The organism is Candidatus Bathyarchaeota archaeon, assembly GCA_025059045.1.
GTDB lineage: Archaea > Thermoproteota > Bathyarchaeia > Bathyarchaeales > DTEX01 > JANXEA01.
This window is the reverse complement of record JANXEA010000013.1, coordinates 1-21,322: the sequence shown is the minus strand read 5'-3', so window position 1 is coordinate 21,322 and position 21,322 is coordinate 1. Positions and strand designations below refer to the sequence as shown.

The 21,322-nt window shown below is 44.6% G+C and carries 18 protein-coding genes and 1 rRNA gene; 13 read left to right on the top strand and 6 right to left on the bottom strand.

All coding sequences use genetic code 11. From position 1 onward, the window contains the following. Positions 1 to 3: 3 nt before the first annotated feature. Entirely contained in the window at positions 4 to 801 is a 798-nt protein-coding gene (gene proC, locus NZ952_04570; protein ID MCS7120458.1) for a pyrroline-5-carboxylate reductase, read from the bottom strand. Positions 802 to 931: 130 nt separating this feature from the next. Here proC and NZ952_04565 point away from each other — a divergent pair, with 130 nt between their 5' ends. Next, on the top strand, positions 932 to 3,319 hold the full coding sequence (locus NZ952_04565) for a DNA polymerase II (protein MCS7120457.1): 2,388 nt from the start codon (positions 932 to 934) through the stop codon (positions 3,317 to 3,319). Here NZ952_04565 and dnaG read toward each other — a convergent pair. Then, on the bottom strand, positions 3,316 to 4,452 hold the full coding sequence (dnaG, locus tag NZ952_04560; protein ID MCS7120456.1) for a DNA primase DnaG: 1,137 nt from the start codon (positions 4,450 to 4,452) through the stop codon (positions 3,316 to 3,318). The two genes, NZ952_04565 and dnaG, sit on opposite strands and share 4 nt — an antisense overlap. An 81-nt stretch (positions 4,453 to 4,533) precedes the next feature. Further along, entirely contained in the window at positions 4,534 to 4,953 is a 420-nt protein-coding gene (locus NZ952_04555) for a toprim domain-containing protein (protein MCS7120455.1), read from the bottom strand. A 149-nt stretch (positions 4,954 to 5,102) separates the two neighbouring features. Here NZ952_04555 and NZ952_04550 point away from each other — a divergent pair, with 149 nt between their 5' ends. Beyond that, positions 5,103 to 5,372, top strand: coding sequence for a 50S ribosomal protein L35ae (locus tag NZ952_04550; GenBank protein ID MCS7120454.1), 270 nt, complete (start codon positions 5,103 to 5,105; stop codon positions 5,370 to 5,372). A gap of 46 nt (positions 5,373 to 5,418) precedes the next feature. On the opposite strand, the gene NZ952_04545 is transcribed toward NZ952_04550, so the two are convergent. Beyond that, the gene (locus tag NZ952_04545; GenBank protein ID MCS7120453.1) at positions 5,419 to 6,018 is read right to left on the bottom strand and encodes a DUF99 family protein; all 600 of its coding nucleotides are present in this window, start codon (positions 6,016 to 6,018) and stop codon (positions 5,419 to 5,421) included. Positions 6,019 to 6,406: 388 nt separating this feature from the next. Here NZ952_04545 and NZ952_04540 point away from each other — a divergent pair, with 388 nt between their 5' ends. The 4 genes from NZ952_04540 to NZ952_04525 all read left to right on the top strand — a co-directional run bounded on the left by NZ952_04540 (position 6,407) and on the right by NZ952_04525 (position 13,210). Further along, positions 6,407 to 6,955 carry a hypothetical protein gene (locus NZ952_04540; protein ID MCS7120452.1) on the top strand — a complete coding sequence of 183 codons (549 nt, stop codon included), beginning with the start codon at positions 6,407 to 6,409 and terminating at the stop codon, positions 6,953 to 6,955. A gap of 22 nt (positions 6,956 to 6,977) precedes the next feature. Next, positions 6,978 to 9,020 (top strand): minichromosome maintenance protein MCM, encoded by a 2,043-nt coding sequence (locus tag NZ952_04535; GenBank protein MCS7120451.1) that lies wholly within the window; start codon positions 6,978 to 6,980, stop codon positions 9,018 to 9,020. Positions 9,021 to 9,057: 37 nt separating this feature from the next. Then, positions 9,058 to 11,277: a DEAD/DEAH box helicase gene (locus NZ952_04530; GenBank protein MCS7120450.1), complete on the top strand. Its 2,220-nt coding sequence runs from the start codon at positions 9,058 to 9,060 to the stop codon at positions 11,275 to 11,277. A gap of 61 nt (positions 11,278 to 11,338) precedes the next feature. Continuing rightward, positions 11,339 to 13,210: a glycoside hydrolase family 127 protein gene (locus NZ952_04525; protein MCS7120449.1), complete on the top strand. Its 1,872-nt coding sequence runs from the start codon at positions 11,339 to 11,341 to the stop codon at positions 13,208 to 13,210. Between the two features lie 10 nt (positions 13,211 to 13,220). On the opposite strand, the gene rrf is transcribed toward NZ952_04525, so the two are convergent. Then, positions 13,221 to 13,340, bottom strand: a 5S ribosomal RNA gene (gene rrf / locus NZ952_04520). Positions 13,341 to 13,492: 152 nt separating this feature from the next. Between rrf and NZ952_04515 the strand changes: the two genes are divergently transcribed. Together NZ952_04515 and NZ952_04510 are read left to right on the top strand one after the other, a co-directional pair. Next, the gene (locus tag NZ952_04515; protein ID MCS7120448.1) at positions 13,493 to 13,627 is read left to right on the top strand and encodes a hypothetical protein; all 135 of its coding nucleotides are present in this window, start codon (positions 13,493 to 13,495) and stop codon (positions 13,625 to 13,627) included. Positions 13,628 to 14,314: 687 nt separating this feature from the next. Further along, complete coding sequence (locus NZ952_04510; protein MCS7120447.1) at positions 14,315 to 15,190, top strand: RNA methyltransferase; 876 nt, start codon at positions 14,315 to 14,317, stop codon at positions 15,188 to 15,190. Positions 15,191 to 15,235: 45 nt separating this feature from the next. Here the strand turns inward: NZ952_04510 and NZ952_04505 are convergent, their stop codons facing one another. Then, positions 15,236 to 15,505, bottom strand: coding sequence for a hypothetical protein (locus tag NZ952_04505; GenBank protein ID MCS7120446.1), 270 nt, complete (start codon positions 15,503 to 15,505; stop codon positions 15,236 to 15,238). Positions 15,506 to 15,752: 247 nt separating this feature from the next. Here NZ952_04505 and NZ952_04500 point away from each other — a divergent pair, with 247 nt between their 5' ends. The 5 genes from NZ952_04500 (at position 15,753) to NZ952_04480 (ending at position 21,129) form a co-directional block, all read left to right on the top strand. Continuing rightward, the gene (locus tag NZ952_04500) at positions 15,753 to 17,531 is read left to right on the top strand and encodes a DUF2070 family protein (protein MCS7120445.1); all 1,779 of its coding nucleotides are present in this window, start codon (positions 15,753 to 15,755) and stop codon (positions 17,529 to 17,531) included. A gap of 105 nt (positions 17,532 to 17,636) precedes the next feature. Then, positions 17,637 to 18,680, top strand: a complete 1,044-nt coding sequence (locus NZ952_04495; protein MCS7120444.1) for a glucose-1-phosphate thymidylyltransferase — start codon at positions 17,637 to 17,639, stop codon at positions 18,678 to 18,680. Between the two features lie 40 nt (positions 18,681 to 18,720). Beyond that, the gene (locus NZ952_04490) at positions 18,721 to 19,224 is read left to right on the top strand and encodes a dTDP-4-dehydrorhamnose 3,5-epimerase family protein (GenBank protein ID MCS7120443.1); all 504 of its coding nucleotides are present in this window, start codon (positions 18,721 to 18,723) and stop codon (positions 19,222 to 19,224) included. Beyond that, positions 19,184 to 20,140, top strand: coding sequence for an SDR family oxidoreductase (locus NZ952_04485; GenBank protein MCS7120442.1), 957 nt, complete (start codon positions 19,184 to 19,186; stop codon positions 20,138 to 20,140). The genes NZ952_04490 and NZ952_04485 overlap by 41 nt, the downstream gene beginning before the upstream one ends. Continuing rightward, positions 20,137 to 21,129: an NAD(P)-dependent oxidoreductase gene (locus NZ952_04480; protein ID MCS7120441.1), complete on the top strand. Its 993-nt coding sequence runs from the start codon at positions 20,137 to 20,139 to the stop codon at positions 21,127 to 21,129. Before NZ952_04485 ends, NZ952_04480 begins: the two co-directional genes overlap by 4 nt. The last annotated feature ends 193 nt before the right edge of the window (positions 21,130 to 21,322 follow it).

The window sequence follows — 21,322 nt, the reverse complement described above, 5'->3', positions numbered from 1 at the left end:
TAACTACTCACCTAGGCTGAGAGATAATGCTTGGGCCTTTCTAACTCCCACCTCAATTGTTTTAGCAAGAGCCTCTTTTACCGGATATCTTTTCAATACATTAAGACCCTCTTCTGTTACGCCTCCCGGCGTTGCCACCATGCTTATTATCTCTGATGGACTCTTACCTCCTTCCAGAATAAGCATCCCTGTTCCTATCATGGTTTGTGCGAGGGAGTTAAGCGCTAGATCTCTAGATAGCCCAAACTGTTCAGCCGCATCGACCATAGCGTCGACTATCATCGATAAATATGCGGGAGAACAGCCGCTAAGAGCTGTCACCACGTCCATGTAGCGTTCTTCTACCTGTACAACTCTACCGAAAACGCTGAGTATTTTTTCGGCAATCTCCCTTTCTCTAGGCCCTACATCCTCATCTACACAATACGCCGTAAAGGACTGGCGCATCGTGACCCCGATATTAGGCATAGCCCTTATAAATCTTCCCTCAGGAACAATTTTCTTTAGAAATTTAAGCCTAACACCTGCAGCAACAGATATAATAAGTTTCTCTCCCGCCTCATTCCGAACCTCTTCTAGAACCTCTCCTACATTATTAGGCTTCACGCTTATTATAATGGCGTCAGATCTCTTTGCAACCAGTTTATTGTCCATTGAAACTTTTGCTCCAATCTTCTCCAAATCACTTAATCTTGCAGCAAGCTTGTCGGAGACGATGACCACCTCAACAAAGCTGCTTGCGATTAACGCTTTCGCTATGGCGCTTCCTATTACTCCGGCGCCTATTATGCCGACATTCATGACTTTTCCATCCTGGTGTTAGAAAATCCCGATTGAATTGTATCTTGATGACATAAATAAAAACATCCGAAATCTTCTTTTAACATTATTCCATTTATTGTATACAGTGGATGGGAAGGCGTCTTATAAAATGGAAAGAGTCAGTTTTTGGCTACTAGACATAAATTATGAGGTGGATAAGGATTCTAGAAAGGCAGAGATTTGGTTGTGGGGAATAGATGAGGAAGGAAAACGGGTTCTGGTAATAGATAGAAATTTTTCCGCTTATTTTTATTTGGTCATAGAGCAGAATAGAGAACCTCAGGAGATTCTTGAAAGAGTACAAAAATTAAGTGATGATTTTCCATTCATTTCAGGCATAGAGATAGTTTCACGCCGCCTATTTGGACAACCTGTTAACGCCATAAAGGTTTACTGTCAAGATCCAGACGTAGTTTCCAAGTATGCGATTCAACTTTCAAAGATTGACGGTGTGGAAAAATGCTTAGAAGATGATATTCGTTATTCGATGCGATACCTCATAGACAATGATATAAGACCATGCAGCTGGCTTCAAGTTGAGGCCGAAGAAGAGAGGCTCATAAAAGTCCAAGCTGAAAAAGTATACATTGCAAAGTCAACACCGAAGCCTATGGAAAGAGAAGACATCCCACACCTCAGGGTGCTAAGCTTCTTCCCAATTTATTATTGCCCAAAGGGGACGCCTAAACCGCAAAGAGATCCTGTAGTAGTTATCGCTGCATCTACCAACACAGGCGAGAGGAAACAGTTTACTGCACGCGATCATAACGACGCTGAGATACTAATGGACTTCATAAATTTTATCAAGAATTTTGATCCGGACATCATTATCGGATATGAGAGTAATCGGCGTCATTGGCAATACCTGCAGAACAGAGCAGATGCGCTGGGGATAAAGTTCATTATTGACAGAGCTGGTGGGCTGCCGCATCTAAGCGTTTATGGCCACATCTCAATAACTGGCAGAATCGGAATGGATACACACGATTTTTTTGACGAGTTTCCTGAACTAAAACTTAAGACCCTTGAGAGCATGGCAGACTTTCTAGGTGTAAAAAGGATGAGCGAGTGGACGGTTATTGAAGAAGCGGAATTTTCAGTGTACTGGGACAACCCCTCGAGAAAAAGGGATTTGCTACAATTCTCCTCTGAAGCGGCCGAATGCTTACTGGGCATATTTGAAAAACTGTTCGAATATTCATTAGAACTGTCAAAGCTTGTCGGGATACCCTTAGATCAGATTGGAAAGGCTGCAGTAGGCTTCAGAATAGAATGGTATATCATTAGGGAATCTTTTAAGATGGGTGAACTTATACCGGCAAGAACTGAAAGACCATACGTACCGTATGCTGGCGGCATGGTACTTGCACCAAAACCCGGCATACATGAGAATATAGTGGTTCTCGACTTCAAATCTATGTATCCGACAATCATGATAGAGAAGAATATATCACCAGACACTTATGTTCCTCTCACATGCCATTTTGATTCCTCCGAGGTTTATGTAGCCCCTGAAGTTAAGCATATGTTCCGCAAGAGACCGCCCGGCTTGTATAAGAGGGTATTATCAGGACTGATTTCAGTAAGAGAGAATGTAAAGAGAAAGTTAAAGGATTTGTCGCCTGAAAGTCCAGAGTATCGGCTTCTAAGCGCCAGAGAGAAGGCGGTCAAGGTTATTACGAACGCAGCATATGGATACGCAGGTTGGATCGGGGCCAGGTGGTTTATAAAACCTGTCGCCGAAGCCACAACTGCCTGGGGTCGAGAAACGATAGCGACCAGCATCAAAATAGCAGAAGAGCTAGGCCTTAACGTAATATATAGCGATACAGACAGCATCTTTGTGATGAATGACCCTGAAAAAGTTGACAGACTTTGTAGAATAATTAGAGAGACCACAGGCTTAGAGATCAAGCCAGATAAATTTTATACCCGCATTTTCTTCACCGAAGCAAAGAAGCGTTACTGCGGCCTTCTTGAGGACGGGAGTCTAGACATTGTCGGTTTAGAGGTTGTAAGAGGAGACTGGGCGAATGTTGCGAAAGACACTCAGGAAAATGTGCTACGCATTATATTAAGGGAGAGATCGGAAAGAAGGGCTGTTGAGTTCGTTCAAGAGTATATCAATAAACTTAGACAGCGAAAAATCCCATTATCTGATCTAGTGATCTGGAAGACCCTTACGAAGCCCCTTGATGAGTACGAGGTTAACGCTCCACATGTTGAGGCTGCAAGATTATTGGAGAAGGAAGGCTGGTCTCTTTCGGTTGGGGATAAGATCGGCTATGTTATTGTTCAAGGTTCTGGAAAACTGTATGAAAGAGCTAAGCCGCATATTCTGGCAAGCCTTGATGAGGTCGACGTAGAATATTATATTGCTAACCAAGTGATCCCAGCGGCCCTGCGGATCCTATCCATGTTCGGGGTCAGGGAGGAGGACATACTCCCCAAGCATTCAACAAGAAAACCGAAAACTTTGGCGGATTTCCTAGGCTAGCCTGCCACATCATCGAATGTCAGTAAATGCACACCGAGAGGATGCTTAATGACATCCGATATACGGGCTGAAACTAGAAACTTAATGTTCTTTTCGCTTGCAAGGTCAACAAGCCTCTGAGTTGTTACACCATCAAAGACCACGGTATTCACGCCTTCAAATTCCTTTAATCTCTCAGCAAGCTCACTGACTGGAAGGCGGGCGATTTCTTTTAACTCATCATTCAACAGAATGGCTTCAAGTGTACCCTCCAACTTGTTCACGGTATCCACAATCTCGCGTGGAACGAGAACCCTCTTTCTCTTCCTCTTTTTCTCTACGAGCTCTTCGACTGGAATCCTGCTTTTAAGAGCTTCTTCGATCTCCTTTGATGTGAGATCCTCAACCTCCTTTCCAGGAGGTGCTCTTGCAACATACTTTATATTTGTTACCTGTAGTAGCTCTTTCAGGATTAAGTCGCCGCCTCTATCGCCGTCCAGAAAAGCTGTTGCCTCTTTCTCCTTTGTTAGTTTTATAATTGTTTCCGGAACCTTCACACCTTCAAGCGCTATGACATTCTCGATCCCCGTCTTCAAAAGATTTATCACATCCGCCCTTCCCTCAACAATAATAATTTCTTTTGAAGAATCGACAGCCGGGCCTGCCGTCAGCTTTTCCGGACCGTACTGTTGAGCTTTCGAAACTTTCAGAATGTCAGAAACTTCCCTAAATATCTCCTCTGTTTCAGGCCGCATCTCACGGTTCCAATTCTGCAGAATCTCTTTCGCCCTCTCAATTATCGCCTTCCTTTTTGTCTCTCTCACATCCTCAATCTTTTCAAGTTTAACAACCGCAGAGCATGGACCGATCCTCTCTATACTTTCCACACTAGCCGCAATAATCGCTGTTGAAACCCTATCTAGGCTTGAAGGTATCATTATTGTACCGGTTGTCCTATCCTTCTGTGACGTCAAGTTTATCTCGATCCTACCTATTCTTCCAGATTTCTGCAGCTCTTTAAGGTCGAGTTCTGTTCCAAAAAGACCTTCTGTCTGTCCAAATACCGCGCCGATCACGTCAGGTTTTTCAACTACCCCTTCAACTTCGAATCTCGCTCGGATAACATACTTAACTGTAAAAGGCTGAGCCGTCAATTTTCACACCTTTCCTTTCAATTAAAACCTAGCTTCTAAATCTTTCCTAACAGCATTGTCTATAAGTTTCTATAATCTCAATCATATATTCTTACCTATTTTCCTTTCAAGAGTTCTCATGTATGTTAGAAGCCCCTCAACATCCTTAAGGTCCTTCCCAGCAAGCCTAACCAATTCTCTCCAGATTCTCAGGTTAGGTTTTATCCTCATCCTTTCAAGATCGCCTTGCAGTTTCTTTGTCATCTGTCTACCACGTCTATCAAAGTCCATCAGCAGGATGACTTCACTTTTCTTCCTAGATTCGATCTCTTCCAGTATTCCATGAAAGTTTTTTCCGTACGCTTTCGCCGCTATAATGTCTCCGTTTACACCTAATGACTTAAGTGTTTCCACATCATTCTCTCCCTCCACGATCACCGGCATTCCCTCGTTTAGACAGTCGCGCAGATCGTCTATAAGTTCCAGCAGTTCTTCTCTCTTTTTTCCTAGGAGCGTAGACATGCATATCACTCGTTCAACATCATAGAAATGCTAAGACCGTGAAGTATATAAATGCCAATCTTTCAGTAATTTCTTTTCTTAGTAAAAATAGCTGCATACATTTGAATTCAACGTCTGCCTCCATAACATCGGAAGCTCGGTGAAGAGATATGAGTGAAGCTATTAAAGGGGTTGTCCTTGCATATAGGAAGGGCCCAAAAACCCAGAAACCAAAGGAGTGTCTGCTACGCTTTCCGAACATTGACACAAGAGAGGAGGCGGCAAAGCTAATAGGTAGGAAGGTTGCTTGGCCTCTAGCTCCGAAGAGGTGTATTGGGAAGATATTAGCCACTCATGGCAAGAATGGGGTTGTAAGAGCCCGCTTTAGAAGGGGTCTTCCAGGGCAAGTCCTTGGAACCTACGTTGAGATTGTCGGCTGAAAATGCATCATATATTTTTGAGTTACAAGGAAGCGATTCCTGCTAGTTAATGTAATTCGCGATCAAAGACCCTTGACACCGACCTTGCAGCCAGTCGAGCAACTCTCAAGGGCTCTGGAATTGATCCGTGAACTGTGAATTTGTCAAGCGTCACCCTAGCTTCTTGCTCATCTATGTTAATGAATCTTACAAATACTGTATGCCCGGTCCTTAGTTCGAGAGGAGTCCTCGCCCTATTTTTACGATATGTTTCGACTCGAATCCTCCAATCTTCTGGAAAAAACTTCATGAAGTATTTTTCTAGACCTTCAGACTCCTCATAGGTCACACATATTAAGGGGAGCTGGGTCTTCTCCGCAACCTCATGCAGGTCAACTACATTATACCAGCTTATGACGCAGCCATTTAAAAGCACAACATTTAGATCAGCCCTACCTAAGCTCTCATACATCTCTATGATCTTTTGCGTGGCATCCATTCCACCAACCGTTGCTGTCGAGAAGACAAACCCATCTATAACCATATCTGACCTCATTACAACACCGGCCAGAACAGACTTTTCGCTTAAGCCTTTCGTAAAGCTCTCAGAAATACCTAACGCTCTTATTGCTTTCTTGTGAACGTGATAACTCCTTCCAGCAATCATGATGCGTTCACCCTATAATCCAGAAAATATCAAGAATTATACTTTCCACGTATGTGATTCTTCCATTTTAAATTGTAGGTTCGCATCCTCCAACAACAAGAATGATACTTTCAATCTATTAAAGTGTACTTTTCAATCTTAAGCAGATACCGATTTAACAATATACATTGAACTCTACAAAGCCCAACCCCTCCCAGAGAATTTTTGAGTCAACCCAGTAAAATATAGAAAAGATCAGACAAAGCGGCCTCCGATGAATGATAAAAAGAGGTTTATCAAGATTTTGAGGCGAGAAAAAGGCTTTATCAAAACCTTCCGCTCACCTTATTTTTCCGGTAAGCAAATGGTTAGCAGTAGAAATAATCTTATAGTATGGGAGGATGCGATCTTGCATAATGAGGAGGCCGTTTCTCGAATAGAGAGATCAATTTTCCTCTTCGAAAATAGGCTTACAAAAGTTATCGCGGTAAGGAACTCTCCAAAGATCGATTTAGCCGGGCTTTCTTTAGGACCTTTCGAGGAAGGGATCGAGTATGAAGTTAAATTTTGGATAGCCGATGAGCTTGAGAAAACAGGCATAGTTAGGCTAAAGGAAGAAACCTTGACGGCTCCAAGGCTTTACCAAATACTCCACAAAGAACGGATCCAACCGGCGCTTGACCTATCCCAACTACCCGAAGATTTTTATCCAAGAATCCGCCGTCTTGTGGATGAATTGAAACGTTCTTCAAAATCTAGCCCCGAAAAGATGAGGGAGTACGAGAACGCACAAAAACTCTCTAAAGATATTATTAACTGTAGGCTTAAGAAGATAGTCTCATTGGCTTCGACGCCTGGACAGAAGAGCCAAGCGCTGAGAAACTTGACTCCTGAGGAGCTATACCTTTATGAGAGGCTAGAAAAGATCATAAGCGATTGGAGATCTATGATTCTCTAGTTAACTAAGCGAGGCCAGTGTCATGACAGAGTTAGTTCTCGAGAACCCTCAGGAAAGGTTTCAGAACTTCCTAAAGTCTGATAAGTATCGGCATAGAATTGCACAGATGTCTCTGAGCGGGGTTACATCGCTCATAATAGACTTTGAAGATCTACTAATCGCCGACAATGAGCTAGCAGAGAACCTGATCCAGTATCCTGATGAGAGCCTGGAGCATGCAAGCAACGCGGTCTATGATCAACTCTTAATTGAGGATCGTGAATATGCGGAGAAGATCAAAGGTATAAAGATAAGGGTTAGGATTAGGAATCTTCCATACACGACGCCCCTAAGAAATCTGGGATCCGAGCATATTGGTAAGCTCGTTATGCTGGAGGGTATCGTAATCCGTTCTACAAGTGTAAGACCGCTTCTAGTTAATGGGATCTTCAAATGCAAGAGGTGCGACGAGAAGATAGAGGTACCCCAAACTGGAAACTTCATAACTTTTCCGCATAAATGTTTAAATCCAACATGCAAAGCATCTGGCAACAACTTCGAGCTTATACAAGAAGAATCAGAATTTATCGACTCTCAGGAAATCAGAATCCAAGAATACCCAGAAGATCTTCCTCCTGGTCAGACACCCCGCTCCCTAGACATCCAATTAATAGGTAAGGATATGGTAGATGCCGCCCGCCCCGGAGACCGCGTCTACGTCGTTGGGATCGTCCGAGCAGAAGCGAAGACCTACCCTAGAACAGGTAAACTTAGAGCATTCTCCCTCTTTGTGGAGGCAAACTTCGTTGATACCGCGGGTAAGGAGCCAGAATCTCTTGTAATCACCCCGGAAGAAGAGGAGGAAATCATAAAACTTTCCAAGGACCCATGGATCCACAGAAGAATCATTCAATCTATAGCGCCTTCAGTCTACGGATACGAGCATATAAAGGAGGCTATAATGTATCTTCTATTCGGCGGTGTCCCTAAACATTTACCTGACATCAGCATCAGAGGTGAGCTGAACATACTCCTAATAGGAGACCCTGGAACGGCAAAATCACAACTTTTAAGGTACGTGCCTCGGATAGCTCCCAGAGGCCTGTATACCAGCGGAAGAGGAACCACGGCAGCTGGGTTAACGGCTGCGGTTCTCCCCACGGCTAGCGGAGGAATGACATTGGAGGCCGGCGCGCTCGTACTAGCGGACAGAGGGATTGCATGCATAGATGAAATGGACAAGATGCGTCCAGATGACAGAGTAGCTATTCATGAGGCGATGGAGCAACATACGATTTCAGTTGCGAAGGGTGGGATCGTTGCTACACTTAACGCGAGGGCGGCGATTCTCGCCGCTGCGAACCCGGCTCTTGGAAGGTATGACCCATATCGAACAGTCGCTGAAAACATCTCTCTACCTGTAACGATTCTATCAAGGTTCGATCTCATATTTGTGCTGAAGGATATTCCCGAGAAAGAACGCGACCTCCGGATGAGTGAACACATTCTTGAGCTTCATAGGAAGGGGGCGCCTCCTACTGCGCCTCCCATACCTCCTGACCTTCTTAGAAAATATATCGCTTATGCCAGAGGGATAAATCCAGTATTGACGCCCGAGGCGCTCGAGCGGATAAGGGATTTCTATATGGAAATGCGTGCTGCAAGCGAGACTGAAGGTTCGCCGATAGCGATAACTGCACGTCAGCTTGAGTCACTTGTCCGAATTGCTGAGGCAAGGGCGAGAGCCGCTTTAAGGAGAGAGGTTCTGCCTGAAGATGCTGAATACGCGATAGCGATAATGAAGAGGTCGCTTGAAGAATCAGGAATAGACATATCATCCAAGAAAATCGACATCGATATAATCATGACTGGGAAGCCGAAGAGCATGCAGGACAAGCTCCGCATAATACTTAACGTCCTTGTAGAAATGGAGAAAGATGTGGGAATTGTTCAGAAAACAGAATTAATTGACAAGCTCGAAAGGGAATTTGACATTCAACGCCCAGAGGCTGAGAGGCTGATCGGGCAGCTACTAAGAGAGGGCACAATTTATGAGCCGAGAGAGGGCTATCTGAAAAAGACGTAAAAACTGAAAAAAGGGTCTTGTCTTGCTGTTGAGGGAATTGGCGATACCAGATCAGGTTCAAAGATTATTAATTGATTCGGGAATCGTTGAGTTATTCCCTCCTCAAGAGGAGGCAGTAAATGCGGGGGCGTTAGAAGGAAAGAATATTCTTTTGGCAAGTCCAACAGCCTCCGGAAAAACGCTGGTCGCTGAGCTATGCGCATTAAAGCATATACTCGAAAAAGATGGAAAGGTTCTCTACTTAACCCCTCTACGCGCCTTAGCAAACGAGAAATATGAAGAATTCAGAAAGTATGAGGTGATCAGGAAGCCGAATGGAAGAAGAGTAAGAGTAGGGATAAGCACAGGCGACTTTGACAGCAGCGACCCTTGGCTTGAAAAATTCGACATTATTGTAACTACCAATGAGAAATGCGACTCGCTGCTCAGGCATAGGGCACATTGGATCGACAATATTTCCCTATTAGTGGCCGATGAGGTTCACCTCCTAAATGACGGTGAAAGGGGACCCACATTAGAAGTTGTTCTGGCCCGCCTGCTCCAAATCAAGCCTGATATTCAAGTCTTAGCCTTAAGTGCAACCGTCAGAAACGCTGAGGAGATAGCAGAGTGGCTTAGGGCCATTCCAATTATGACCCAGTGGAGGCCAGTAACCCTTAGGGAAGGCGTCCTAATAAATGATGAAATCCAGTTCTCTGACGGGGACTCATTAAAAATAAAGAGGAGGATCAGCAATCCTGTGATCAATCTTGCGTTGCATGGCGTTGAGGGAGGAGGTCAGACACTCATCTTCGCCGACAGCAGAAAGAGCGCCGTAAGCCTAGCTACCAAAATTGCTGGTCATATGAAGGGCTTAATCTCTAAACCTCTCCAACGCTCCCTCGACAATATCTCCAAGAAGATAAGCGCCTCAGGGGAGAGAACCAGAATAAGCAGGACATTGGCCGATCTTGTCAGAAATGGCGTAGCGTTTCATCACGCTGGGCTAGGCTCAGAGCATAGGAAGATTGTTGAGGACTATTTTCGTGATGGGAAAATCAAGGTGCTGACGGCGACTCCGACACTTGCTTTTGGAGTGAACCTGCCAGCCAGGATGGTGATCATCAGCAGCTACCGCAGATATGAGCCGGGATACGGCTATTATCCCATAACGGTGCTTGAATATAAGCAGATGGCGGGGAGAGCCGGGAGACCAAAGTACGATAAGATAGGCGAATCTATACTTCTAGCAAAGACTGAGGAGGAACTTGATTATCTGTTCAGCAATTATGTCCTTGCAAAGCCAGAGAGGATATGGTCAAAGCTTGGCGTTGAAAAGGTTCTGAGAGCGCATGTGCTATCCACAATCGCTTCTGAGTTTGCCTTCACAGAGAATGGAGTATTCGAATTCTTTGGGAGAACCCTTTACGCCCATCAATATGATCTTCGGGCGATGAGGGGCGTGATCTCAAAGATATTGAAGTTCCTCTACCAGGAGGGCATGATTGAGGCAGAAGGACCAAGCTTGAGAGCAACACAGTTTGGGAGGAGAGTATCGCAACTATATATTGACCCCTTATCGGCGATAATAATTCGGGATGGTCTGCGTAATATTCCAGCCAAAATCACGGATATGACATTTCTCCACCTAGTCAGCCATACTCCTGACATGTTTCCGAAGTTCAGATGTACTGGAAGAGATTTTGATCAGGTAAGCATGTATGTTGAGACGAATTGTGACGAATTCATGTTCGAGCCGCCGGCAGAATGGGATGATAGGTTAGCCTATGAGGAATTCCTTGGCGAAGTAAAAACAGCTCTGATACTCAAGTCCTGGATTGAGGAGATGTCGGAAGACGAGATGATAGAAAAATTTGGCGTTGAACCCGGAGACCTATATAGACTTGTGTCAACGGCTGAGTGGCTCCTCTACGCATCACATGAGTTAGCCAGTCTGTTAGGCTATAAAGATTTCCTCGCTTATCTTTCAAGTCTAAGGGAGAGGGTTGTGAAGGGTGTAAAGAGAGAGCTTCTTCCGCTTGCAAGGCTTGAGGGGGTAGGTCGGGTTAGAGCGCGCATATTATATGATGCAGGGTTTAAATCAATTGAGGATCTTAAAAGGGCTGATCTTGAAGAACTTATGAGATTACCAATGATTGGGAAGAGTACAGCTAAGAAGATAAAGGAGCAAATAGGCGGATATGTCAGGAAGGAAGATTGGAGAAAGATTTCAAGCAGGAATGAAGGGGAACAAAAAGCTCTTATGGAATATTATTGACTTTTCGTCTTTGTGTACTGACCCTCTTCCCATTCAGACACCTTGAACTTGTAGGAGGAATGTGGAATTGACATTCGTAGTTGATACATCAAAGAGCCCATTTGCAAGGTTACACCCGGTTCCAATAGAGAACGTCCGTTTAGAGGATAATTTTTGGGCTCCTAGGTTAAAGAGACTTATAGAGGTAACCCTCCCCGAGCAATATAAAATGCTTGAGGAAAGCGGGTGCCTGTCAAACTTTAGAAGGGCTGCGGGAAAGAAAACCGACAAGTTTAGGGGGCCCGTCTTCATCGACTCCGACGCCTACAAATGGGTTGAAGCCGTTGCCTTCTCGCTAGCACAAGAATTTAATGAGAGACTGTTCAATCTTGCTGGGGGGGTTGTCAATGAGATTGTGGCTGCGCAGGATCAGGATGGATACCTTAACACCTACTTCATCTTTGAGAAGAAGAAGGAACGGTGGACGAACCTTCGCGACATGCATGAACTCTACTGCGCTGGACACCTTATCCAAGCGGGCATCGCATTACATCGTGCAATGGGAGACACTAAACTTCTCAAGGTAGCACGCAGATTTGCAGACCATATCCTAGACACATTCGGTCCGGATAGGCGTCAAGGAACATGTGGCCATCCAGAAATCGAAATGGCCTTGGTTGAGTTGTATAGAACAACCGGAGAGCAAGGATATCTTGATCTAGCAAAATTTTTCATCGACAGCAGAGGCAAAGGACTCGTGGGTGGCCGACCATACCACATTGACCACAAACCCTTCAGAGAGCTATCCGAAATAGTAGGGCATGCAGTTCGATCATTATACTTGAACTGCGGAGCTACCGACGTCTACATGGAAACTGGTGATCGAACATTACTCGATGCGCTCTTACGCCTCTGGCACAATATGGTCGAAAGGAAAATGTACATTACGGGCGGTGTTGGATCCCGACATGAGGGAGAAGCGATCGGCGAGGATTACGAATTGCCTAATATGAGGGCTTATGCAGAAACATGCGCCGCGATTGCGAATGTGATGTGGAACTATCGTATGCTACTAGCAACTGGAGACGCGAGGTTCGCTGACATCATGGAACTTGCACTTTACAATGGGGTTCTTTCAGGGATTTCACTTGATGGAAAAAAATATTTCTATGTTAACCCCCTAGCAGACCGAGGGAAACATAGAAGACAGAAATGGTTTGACTGCGCCTGCTGCCCACCAAATATAGCTAGACTAATGGCATCACTCCCAGGATACTTCTACAGCATATCCGCGGAGGGCATATGGGTTCATCTCTACGCTCAAAGCAGAGCATTCATTAACCTTAACGGAGAAAAAGTTACTCTAATCCAGAGAACAAGTTACCCATGGGATGGAAATATAGAGATAATCATAGAAATGGAGAAGAAGAGGGAATTCTCTATATTCGTTCGCATCCCTGGATGGTGCAGAAGATCTGAGGTCTCAGTCAATGGGCAAATATTAGTGGATGCGGCCGCATCTGGACGTTATATGCAGGTCAAACGTGAATGGGAAAACGGGGACTCAATAAAGATCTCATTGCCCATGCCTATTGAAAGAATGATGTGTCATCCCCACGTATTCGAGAACTTTGGAAGGGTAGCACTGATCCGCGGTCCGCTAGTTTATTGCGTTGAGCAGACAGATCATGGAGAAAACGATGTTTGGGAATTAACATTGCCGAGGGATGCTCACCTAGAAGCAAAGTGGACACCGAATCTTCTCCATGGGATAGTCACCATTGAGGGTGAAGCATTAATCCACCATTTCACGGGTTTCGAAGACTCTCTCTATAAGAGAAGTGAAGAAGTCCATGAGAGGTATGACAAGACAAGAATTAAGGCGATCCCATATCATTGTTGGGCTAATCGTGAACCGGGGCCCATGACAGTCTGGATACGCACATGTGCATAGATAGGAAGTGGGTTGCCAGCTTCTCCGGCTTCGCGCAGCCGAAGACTGCACTACCACCGGAGACGGAGCGCGGTTTAACTTCCGAGTTCGGAATGGGATCGGGTGGTTCCCGCGCCCTATGGCCGGCAACCCGGATAGTCTTGGACAAGGGCATTCATTAACTTTTCGCTCGCAGATTAAAGGAAAGCGTAACGCATATATCCACATCTTCTGGAAAAGATTTAGCTGCTGGGGCCGTAGTCTAGTAACATCCGGCTGTTTCAGCCGGGTTGCTGGAAAGGTATGACGACAGCTGATGCGAACAAAGCAGCCGTTAAGGGCTCCAGAAGCATGAATGGGTTTGCGGACCAGAATGGGATGAAGAAGTTCTGGAGCTTTGAAGAAACCCGTAGGATACAAGGCTTAAGCCAGAAATAAGGCCTTGTATCTGGGCAGAGGCCGTCGGTTCAAATCCGGCCGGCCCCACCAATCTTGAAACGGTCATAATAGATTTACATTATGGCTTGAGTTTAATGGGGTAGCAGGAATAAGCACTATTAAGAAAGAGGAAAAATAGGTTGCTGAAGGCTTAAGTTATTCACCATCTAAATGGATTGACCACTTATTTTCCCACCACCCGATTCATCTAGGAAAATAGACAGATTTTCACGTTTATTTTTCCCTACCCCCTCTAGGTTTTTTATTCTACTGCTTAAACAGACCTTGGTTCCCAAGTTTCGGACTGAGGATGCGAATTAACCCATGGGGGTTAAGATGCAGGTGACTGTTTGGACTGATATTTTTAACTCGACGAACTCACTTGAGGATATGTTTAAACTCATTCTGATTTGAAGATTTTTCCCTCAAATTTCCTTACAGGGGATCCTCAGATTAGCAAGCCAATTCATTTGAACTTAAGAGTCTTCTCGAACCTTTTCATCTTTTCGCATGACCAACCTTTTATTATGGTACTTTCATATCAATCACAGTATAATTCGGAGGAAAATGCGATCCCAATATTCGCGTATTTTCTATATCCATCATCATTCCAAAGCGTGGGAAACGACTAAATTTAGATCTTCCCGTTCGGAGAGTATTAAAAAGTTAAGAAAAGAGGAAAGGCTCATGTATGACAACATGCCAATTAAAAGGGGGCAGAGGCTCTCAGTAGCCATTCCCGCATCACTTGTCTCAGATATTCCTCATCTCCGAGAGAAAACCTTCAGGATTGGAATTGTAGGTAGGGCAGCAGCAATCTTTCGCGTAGACGAAGTGATAATTTATCCTGACATTAGAGCCGACGAACAGAAACGTGATGCCGAATTAATTGGATTGATTCTCTCATTCATGGAGACCCCGCAATATTTGAGGAAACGTTTATTCAAGATAAGACCTGAGCTTAAGTACGCTGGCATCCTTCCCCCGCTTAGGACGCCGCATCATCCACTTCAAAGCCGCGCATCTGCATTAAATGTTGGAGAGTATAGAGATGGCGTGGTAGTCTCAACTGATGAAAAAGGATCGCATATAGATGTAGGGGTTGAAAAGCTCGCCTATGTTCCAAACGTTCACCTAACACCGAATAGACGTGTAACAGTAAAGATTATTGAGGCTGGAAAGATGCTTATAGCGAGGATTGTAAACACTGATGAGATCCAAGTCTACTGGGGATATAAAATTACGATCTCCAACTTTCGCCTTGGACAATTGCTCAAAGAAAGGAAATTTGATCTCGTTATAGCCACATCCAAGTACGGTGACCCCATAGCAAGGGTATCGGATGAATTGTCTAGAAGATGGATCCAATCGCGAAATATTCTCTTAGCATTCGGATCCCCGAATGAGGGGCTTCACAATATCATAATGCGTGAGGGCATCAAACTTGAAGATCTCGCCGACTTCATCATCAACACCATCCCCAGACAGGCAACTGAAACCGTTAGGACAGAGGAAGCGCTAATCTCGACATTAGCCATCCTAAACTACCTAAGAGACCATTAACCTCATTTCAAAGTGGACCACAGACTAAAGAAAAAAGGTGAAACATCATTCGTGCAGAACTTCTATCCGGTGCACCGAATTCAGATTTATGAAAACCTCGCTTCTATCCTCCCTGCTCACTATCTGCGGTATAGGCTGCGCGATCGTTGATCGCAATACTGTTGCCTTAGCGTCTGAAAGCCAGATTCCCGGAGGTTCTCTAGTCACAGCGACGAGCGTCCCCTCATACCCGAATGATTGATCTAGAACAACATGTATCCTCCGCCCTACATGACGCTCAAGCATATGGAATACAGTAGGCGGAGGAGAAACCATAGACATGAATCTTCTGTTATTAGATCTCCAATTTGACAAATAAACCTTTCTCTCCATTATATGGAAAAATTAAGCCTAACAGGCCATTATCATCGCCCTTGACAGATAGACATTTTCAATTTTGGCACTAAAAAGGCAGATGCAAACGTCATGTGTTAAGCATGAAAGATGAAAAATAATTCTATTAATACCCCAAAATTTTTTTGCAACTAAACAATCTATGCTCTGGGAATAGGTTGTGGAGACATTGAAAAAAGGGGTCGTTGATGAGGCTATAAGCCATTACTCATCTTTATTCACGCTGCCATCTCTAGGTAAGGTACTCGGGCTTGTTATAGCCGAATGCATGCTTATAGGTCTCTTAACAGGGTCATTAGAGAACTTACCCATCGAATTTCTTGAAAGGCTTCAGCTCGGCTTGCTTATTCTACTGTTGACAGTGTCTGCAGACTATTTGAGCGGGAAGATTTTAGGCAAGAAGCATATTCTAAGCCTTCGAAGACGCCTATTCCTATCTTTCGCTTCAAACTTCCTATTCCTCATCTTCATTGTTTTGGCTAATCTTTTATCACCTGCCATTTCTTTTAAGGTCTACTGCCTCGGATTATATGCATCATTGTCGCTTAGGCTTGTCGTAATGGACTCAATTTCATCTTCCAGCAGCTCTAGGAACTTCATCTCGGCCGCCCTTCAGCCACTCCTATTCCTATCACCACTCATAACAAAGTCTTCGCAGCTCACTTCATCCGAGGCTTATGCAATTATTGTCTCAATAATCGCCTCCTTATCCGCGGCAAAACTCTTCATCAGAACAGTGAATACTGTTGGACTTAGGAGCCTAGGCATCCCCACGATTAGAATGTTTAGAGCCTTTATTGCTAACTGGACTGAGGGGCAGGTGAAGCCTATAGAGGAAATTCTTGAGACGTCAAGTGAGATGCGGGATGTTAAACTTTCGGCGATAACATTCCGCTCTGGCGGCGAGATCAAAGCAGCAATCATAGTAAGTGACATCCATCCTGGACCATTCAAAAATATTGGGAGCAGCGCGTTTCCGAGCCTAATCCAGAGGTTTGTTGAGAAGGCGTGGCGATGCATAGTTTCAGTTCCCCATGGGATCTCAGGCCATGGGTTCGATTTAGCATCAAGATCCCAGAACCTTAAAGTGATAAGATATTTTCTTAAAAACGCGAGCTTTAATGACGCGTCCGATCATGCAACACCCTTCGTTAGCATAAAGAGGGGCGGAGTCACTGCCTGCTGCCAGATATTTGGCAACTGTGCAATCCTGAGCTTAACACTAGCCCCCGAGACAATGGAGGATCTACCATCCCAACTCGTTGACTTCATAAATACAGAGGCGAGGAAAAGAGGCCTATCCTTTGTCATGGCAATTGATGCCCATAACAGTATACAGGGCGCCTTTAACCCGGAAAATGTGATAGAACCCATGAAAGGCGCAATCACTGATGTTTTAGATGCGGCTGTGAAATTGGAGCGGTTAACCTTCAACGCAGGCTCTTCTAAGATCGTGCCGAATGATTTCAGCGTGGAAAATGGAATGGGACCCGGGGGGATAGTCGTAACAGCAGTTAAGGTTGGCGAACAGGTATCTGCGTACATCACGATTGATGGGAACAACATGGTCTCGGGTTTACGCGAAAAGATACTTTCAAGCCTAAAAGAGGTGGGCGTTGACATTGGGGAGGTGTTTACAACCGATACGCACATTGTCAACGCAGTAACAATGGCGAAACGGGGCTACCATCCTGTAGGCGAAGCTATAGATCATGATAAACTGATAAACTATATCAAGATTGCAGCCAAAGAGTCCGTAATGAAACTCAAGCCCTCATCAGCCTCATGCTGCCAAATAATGGTTCCAAGGGTCAGAGTCATAGGAGAGAGACAGATTGAGAGACTATGCAATGTTATCAACGAAGCTTCTAAGAGTGCGAAGGTGTCCTCAGCCCTAATATTCCCGGCATTTAGTCTTGCTCTAATACTGGCGCTTATAATCATGTAGTCTGTCAATCTACCAACGGAATTGAAAATGAGCAGTACGTCCAGTTAATTGCACACTAACTTTAAATTCGATGCCCGCCAAATATCTTTCGTGAAGGCCCTTGTTTTGAGCGGTGGTCGGGGGACGAGACTTCGCCCCTTAACATTCACCCTAGCGAAACAGCTTATTCCCGTTGCTAACCGACCGATTCTAGGTTATGTCCTCGATCAGGTGGCTGAAGCTGGAATAAAAGATGTCGGTGTGATCATCGCTCCCGACACCGGAGTCTACGTCAAGGAATATGTGAAGGACGGTTCAGAGTGGGGGTTCAAGGTGACCTACATCCCACAGGAGCCGCTTGGCCTAGCGCATGCAGTGAAAACAGCAAAACCCTTCCTAGAGGACGATGACTTCATCATGTGCCTAGGAGATAACTTGCAGGGGAAAGGGATAAAAGGATTAATAGAAAAGTTTAAGGAGAAAAACCTTGATGCGCTTATCCTTTTGAAGGAGGTTGAAGACCCGACAAAATTCGGCGTGGCCCTACTTGACCCCGGTGGAAAAATACTTAAACTTGTAGAGAAACCCAAAGAACCCCTAAGCAACCTAGCAATTGTCGGCACATACGTGTTCTCAAGCAAGATACACGATGCAGTAGACCGCATCAAACCCTCATGGAGAGGCGAGCTCGAGATTACAGATGCGATACAAGAGATGATCAATATGGGGTTCAGAGTTAACGCCGAGATACTTGACACATGGTGGCTTGACACGGGCAAAAAGGATGACATACTTACCGCGAATGCGAAGATACTAGACGAATACCTCAAAAGCGAAGTCAAAGGGGATACAATAAACTGTAGAATCGAGGGCAGAGTGAAAATAGAGGCGGGAGCGAAAATAACCGACAGCACTATTCGTGGTCCAGCGGTCATAGGAAAAAATGCATTCATAGAGAAGTCTTTCATAGGGCCGTATACCAGCATAGGGGACAACACACAAGTGATCCGCTCAAATGTGGAATACTGCGTGGTAATGGAGAATGCGATCATAAGAGATGTTAACCGCCTAGAAGAAAGTCTTATTGGGAGAAACGCCAAAATAACTGGAAGCAAGGAAGGAAACTCTATAAGGCTGAATATTGGAGATTATTCCGAAGTTGAGGTTTAGAGCGGATCTAGGTTAGGTAATATTGAGGAGGAATTTGAAGATGCTGGAAGGAATAAGGACGTTTGAGCTTAAGAAGATACCTGACGAGAGAGGATTCTTCTGTGAGATACTCAGGCAAGACTGGAGAGAATTCCTCGGGGACGAATGGATTGTACAGGCGAACCTTTCATACAGTTATCCTGGCATAGTCAGGGCTTGGCATAGGCATCTAAGGGGGCAGATCGACTATTTCGTCGTATTAAGAGGAGCAATGAAAATCTGCGCGTATGATGAAGAGACATGTGAGCTAGATGAAATAGTAGGAAGTGAGCATAAGATCCAAGTGGTAAGAATCCCGGGAAACTTCTGGCATGGAACCAAAACTCTGGGAAACGAGCCCTCCCTAACCTTATATTTTGTAACAAGACTATACAACTATAAGGACCCGGATGAGGAGCGCAGGCCATGGAACGACCCATTAATTGTGCCAAAGTCCGTAAACGGAAAAACAGATGACCCGAGAGTTGGCAAGACCTGGGATTGGAACTATCCACCGCACAAATGAGGAAGAAAAAGTGAAGATACTTATTACAGGTGCAAGTAGTCTCCCAGGATTTAGAACAACCCTTGAATCTCTGGAGCGCAACCATGAAGTCGTCGCTCTGCATTGGAGAAATCCTATCCCTATTGAGGAGGAGAAGTTAAAAAAAATATCCATGGATATCTCTGATCTAAATTCTTTGAGAGAAGTCGTCGCCAACGAGAGACCTGATGTTCTAGTTCATATGGCTGCACTTGGAGACGTGGACCTCTGCGAGAAAGACAGGCAATTGGCCTGGGAGACAACAGTAAATCCAAGTCTCACATTAGCGTTTATGGCGTCAAAGATTAAAGCATTTACAGTTTATCTCTCCACAGATTATGTCTTTGACGGAGAGACTGGCGGCTATAAGGAGCTGGATGCGCCCTGCCCAGTGAATTATTACGGCCTAACAAAACTTTTAGGCGAAGCCACCTTCAGATCCGCATCTATAGATTGCGCAATAGTTAGAGCCAGCTCTATATACGGCTTTGGACCCGGAAGGATGAATTTTGCCAAGTTTGTCATAGAAAAACTTGAGAGAGGAGAGCAGGTTAAAGCATTAGTCGATCAATATACCAGTCCAACCCAAGCAACCTTACTCTCAAAGGCCGTCCTAGAAATAATCGAACGGAGACTTACAGGCATATTCCATGTTGTGGGAGAAAGAATGAGTAGATTTGAGTTTGCATTAAGGATTTCTGAAAGACTTGGGTTGGACAAGAGGTTAATTTCGGAGGCAAGGATGAGTGACATGAAATGGTTTGCTAGAAGACCTAAGGATTCTAGTCTTGACTCCACATTTACCAGAAGTATTCTGAAAACAGACTTTTATTCAACCGAAACCGCACTGGATATTCTATGTAGAGAAAAGGAGGAAGCTGGGAGGGGGCAAGGTTGAACGTACTTGTAACTGGAGGAGCCGGATATATCGGATCCATCCTTATGGAGAACCTGCTAGAAAGAGGCTACTCAACAATATGCTTAGACATGCTCTTCTTCGGGGACGTTGGCATAAAGCATCTAGTAGGAAACCCATGCTTCAAGCTGATCAAAGAAGACACCAGAAGTTTTGATCCATCGTTACTAAAGGACATTGACGTCGTGGTTGATCTTGCAAGCATATCGCAGCCAGACCCATCAGGACAGATAGATCCGATCAGGTTTATGCAGATGAACCTTGAGGGGCCAGTTCGAGTCGCAAGCCTCAGCAAGAAATATGGAGTTAGAAGGTACATATTCGCCTCCACATGCAGCGTCTACGGATTTCAAACTGAAATCCTGAATGAGCAATCTCCACTGAAGCCTCTAGAAGAATACGGAAGAACAAAAGCTGAGGCTGAGAAGAGGATTCTACCCCTCTCAAACGACAAATTCTGCGTAACCATTCTAAGGTTTGCAACATGCTATGGATCGTCACGCAAGATGAGGTTCGACCTAGTCATAAATGGCATGACCCTATCACTTTTCAAAAGCGGCAAAATTCGGGTAATGAGACCAGGTTCGCAGTGGAGACCATTCGTTCATGTAAAGGATGTTTCCGAAGCAATTCTGAAAGTTATGGAGGCTGATAGTGAGACAGTTAACCGAGAAGTCTTTAATGTTGGATCGAACGATCAGAACTTCAGAATTTATGATTTGGCAAAGTTGATAGGCGAATCCATAGGCGTATCCTATGAGATAGAATGGTATGGCGAACCTGACACAAGGTCATATATTGTCAACTTCGATAAGATAAGTAATAAATTGGGATTTAAGGCTGCTTATACGCCTGGAAAGGGGGCAAAAGAAATTTTTGATAACCTGAAACAGGGCATATTAAAAGATACAGATGAAACTTATGTGATAAAGTGGTATAAGCAACTATTTGAAATGAACCCCGCACTCTAAGCAAGGCTACAAAAAATAAATTATTTTTCCAAAACGAGTGAGAGCAAAGAGTTAACACAAAATGAACCATTGTCTTTTCAATGAATACAGAGACAAAAACTTATTTTATCTAATTTAATGCATTATTTTGGCAGGTAGGTTGATGGTTGTGAGGCGGTTGCTGGGCGTTGGTTGGTAAGATTGATCTTGTGAT

Bases quoted from the DNA above. Each gene is read 5' to 3' on its own strand.
- NZ952_04550 (MCS7120454.1), top strand. From the start codon at position 5,103: ATGAGTGAAGCTATTAAAGGGGTTGTCCTTGCATATAGGAAGGGCCCA.
- NZ952_04510 (MCS7120447.1), top strand. From the start codon at position 14,315: ATGTATGACAACATGCCAATTAAAAGGGGGCAGAGGCTCTCAGTAGCC.
- NZ952_04515 (MCS7120448.1), top strand. From the start codon at position 13,493: ATGACGACAGCTGATGCGAACAAAGCAGCCGTTAAGGGCTCCAGAAGC.
- proC (MCS7120458.1), bottom strand. From the start codon at position 801: ATGAATGTCGGCATAATAGGCGCCGGAGTAATAGGAAGCGCCATAGCG.
- NZ952_04490 (MCS7120443.1), top strand. From the start codon at position 18,721: ATGCTGGAAGGAATAAGGACGTTTGAGCTTAAGAAGATACCTGACGAG.
- NZ952_04505 (MCS7120446.1), bottom strand. From the start codon at position 15,505: ATGGTTTCTCCTCCGCCTACTGTATTCCATATGCTTGAGCGTCATGTA.
- NZ952_04565 (MCS7120457.1), top strand. From the start codon at position 932: ATGGAAAGAGTCAGTTTTTGGCTACTAGACATAAATTATGAGGTGGAT.
- NZ952_04555 (MCS7120455.1), bottom strand. From the start codon at position 4,953: ATGTCTACGCTCCTAGGAAAAAAGAGAGAAGAACTGCTGGAACTTATA.
- NZ952_04545 (MCS7120453.1), bottom strand. From the start codon at position 6,018: ATGATTGCTGGAAGGAGTTATCACGTTCACAAGAAAGCAATAAGAGCG.
- NZ952_04535 (MCS7120451.1), top strand. From the start codon at position 6,978: ATGACAGAGTTAGTTCTCGAGAACCCTCAGGAAAGGTTTCAGAACTTC.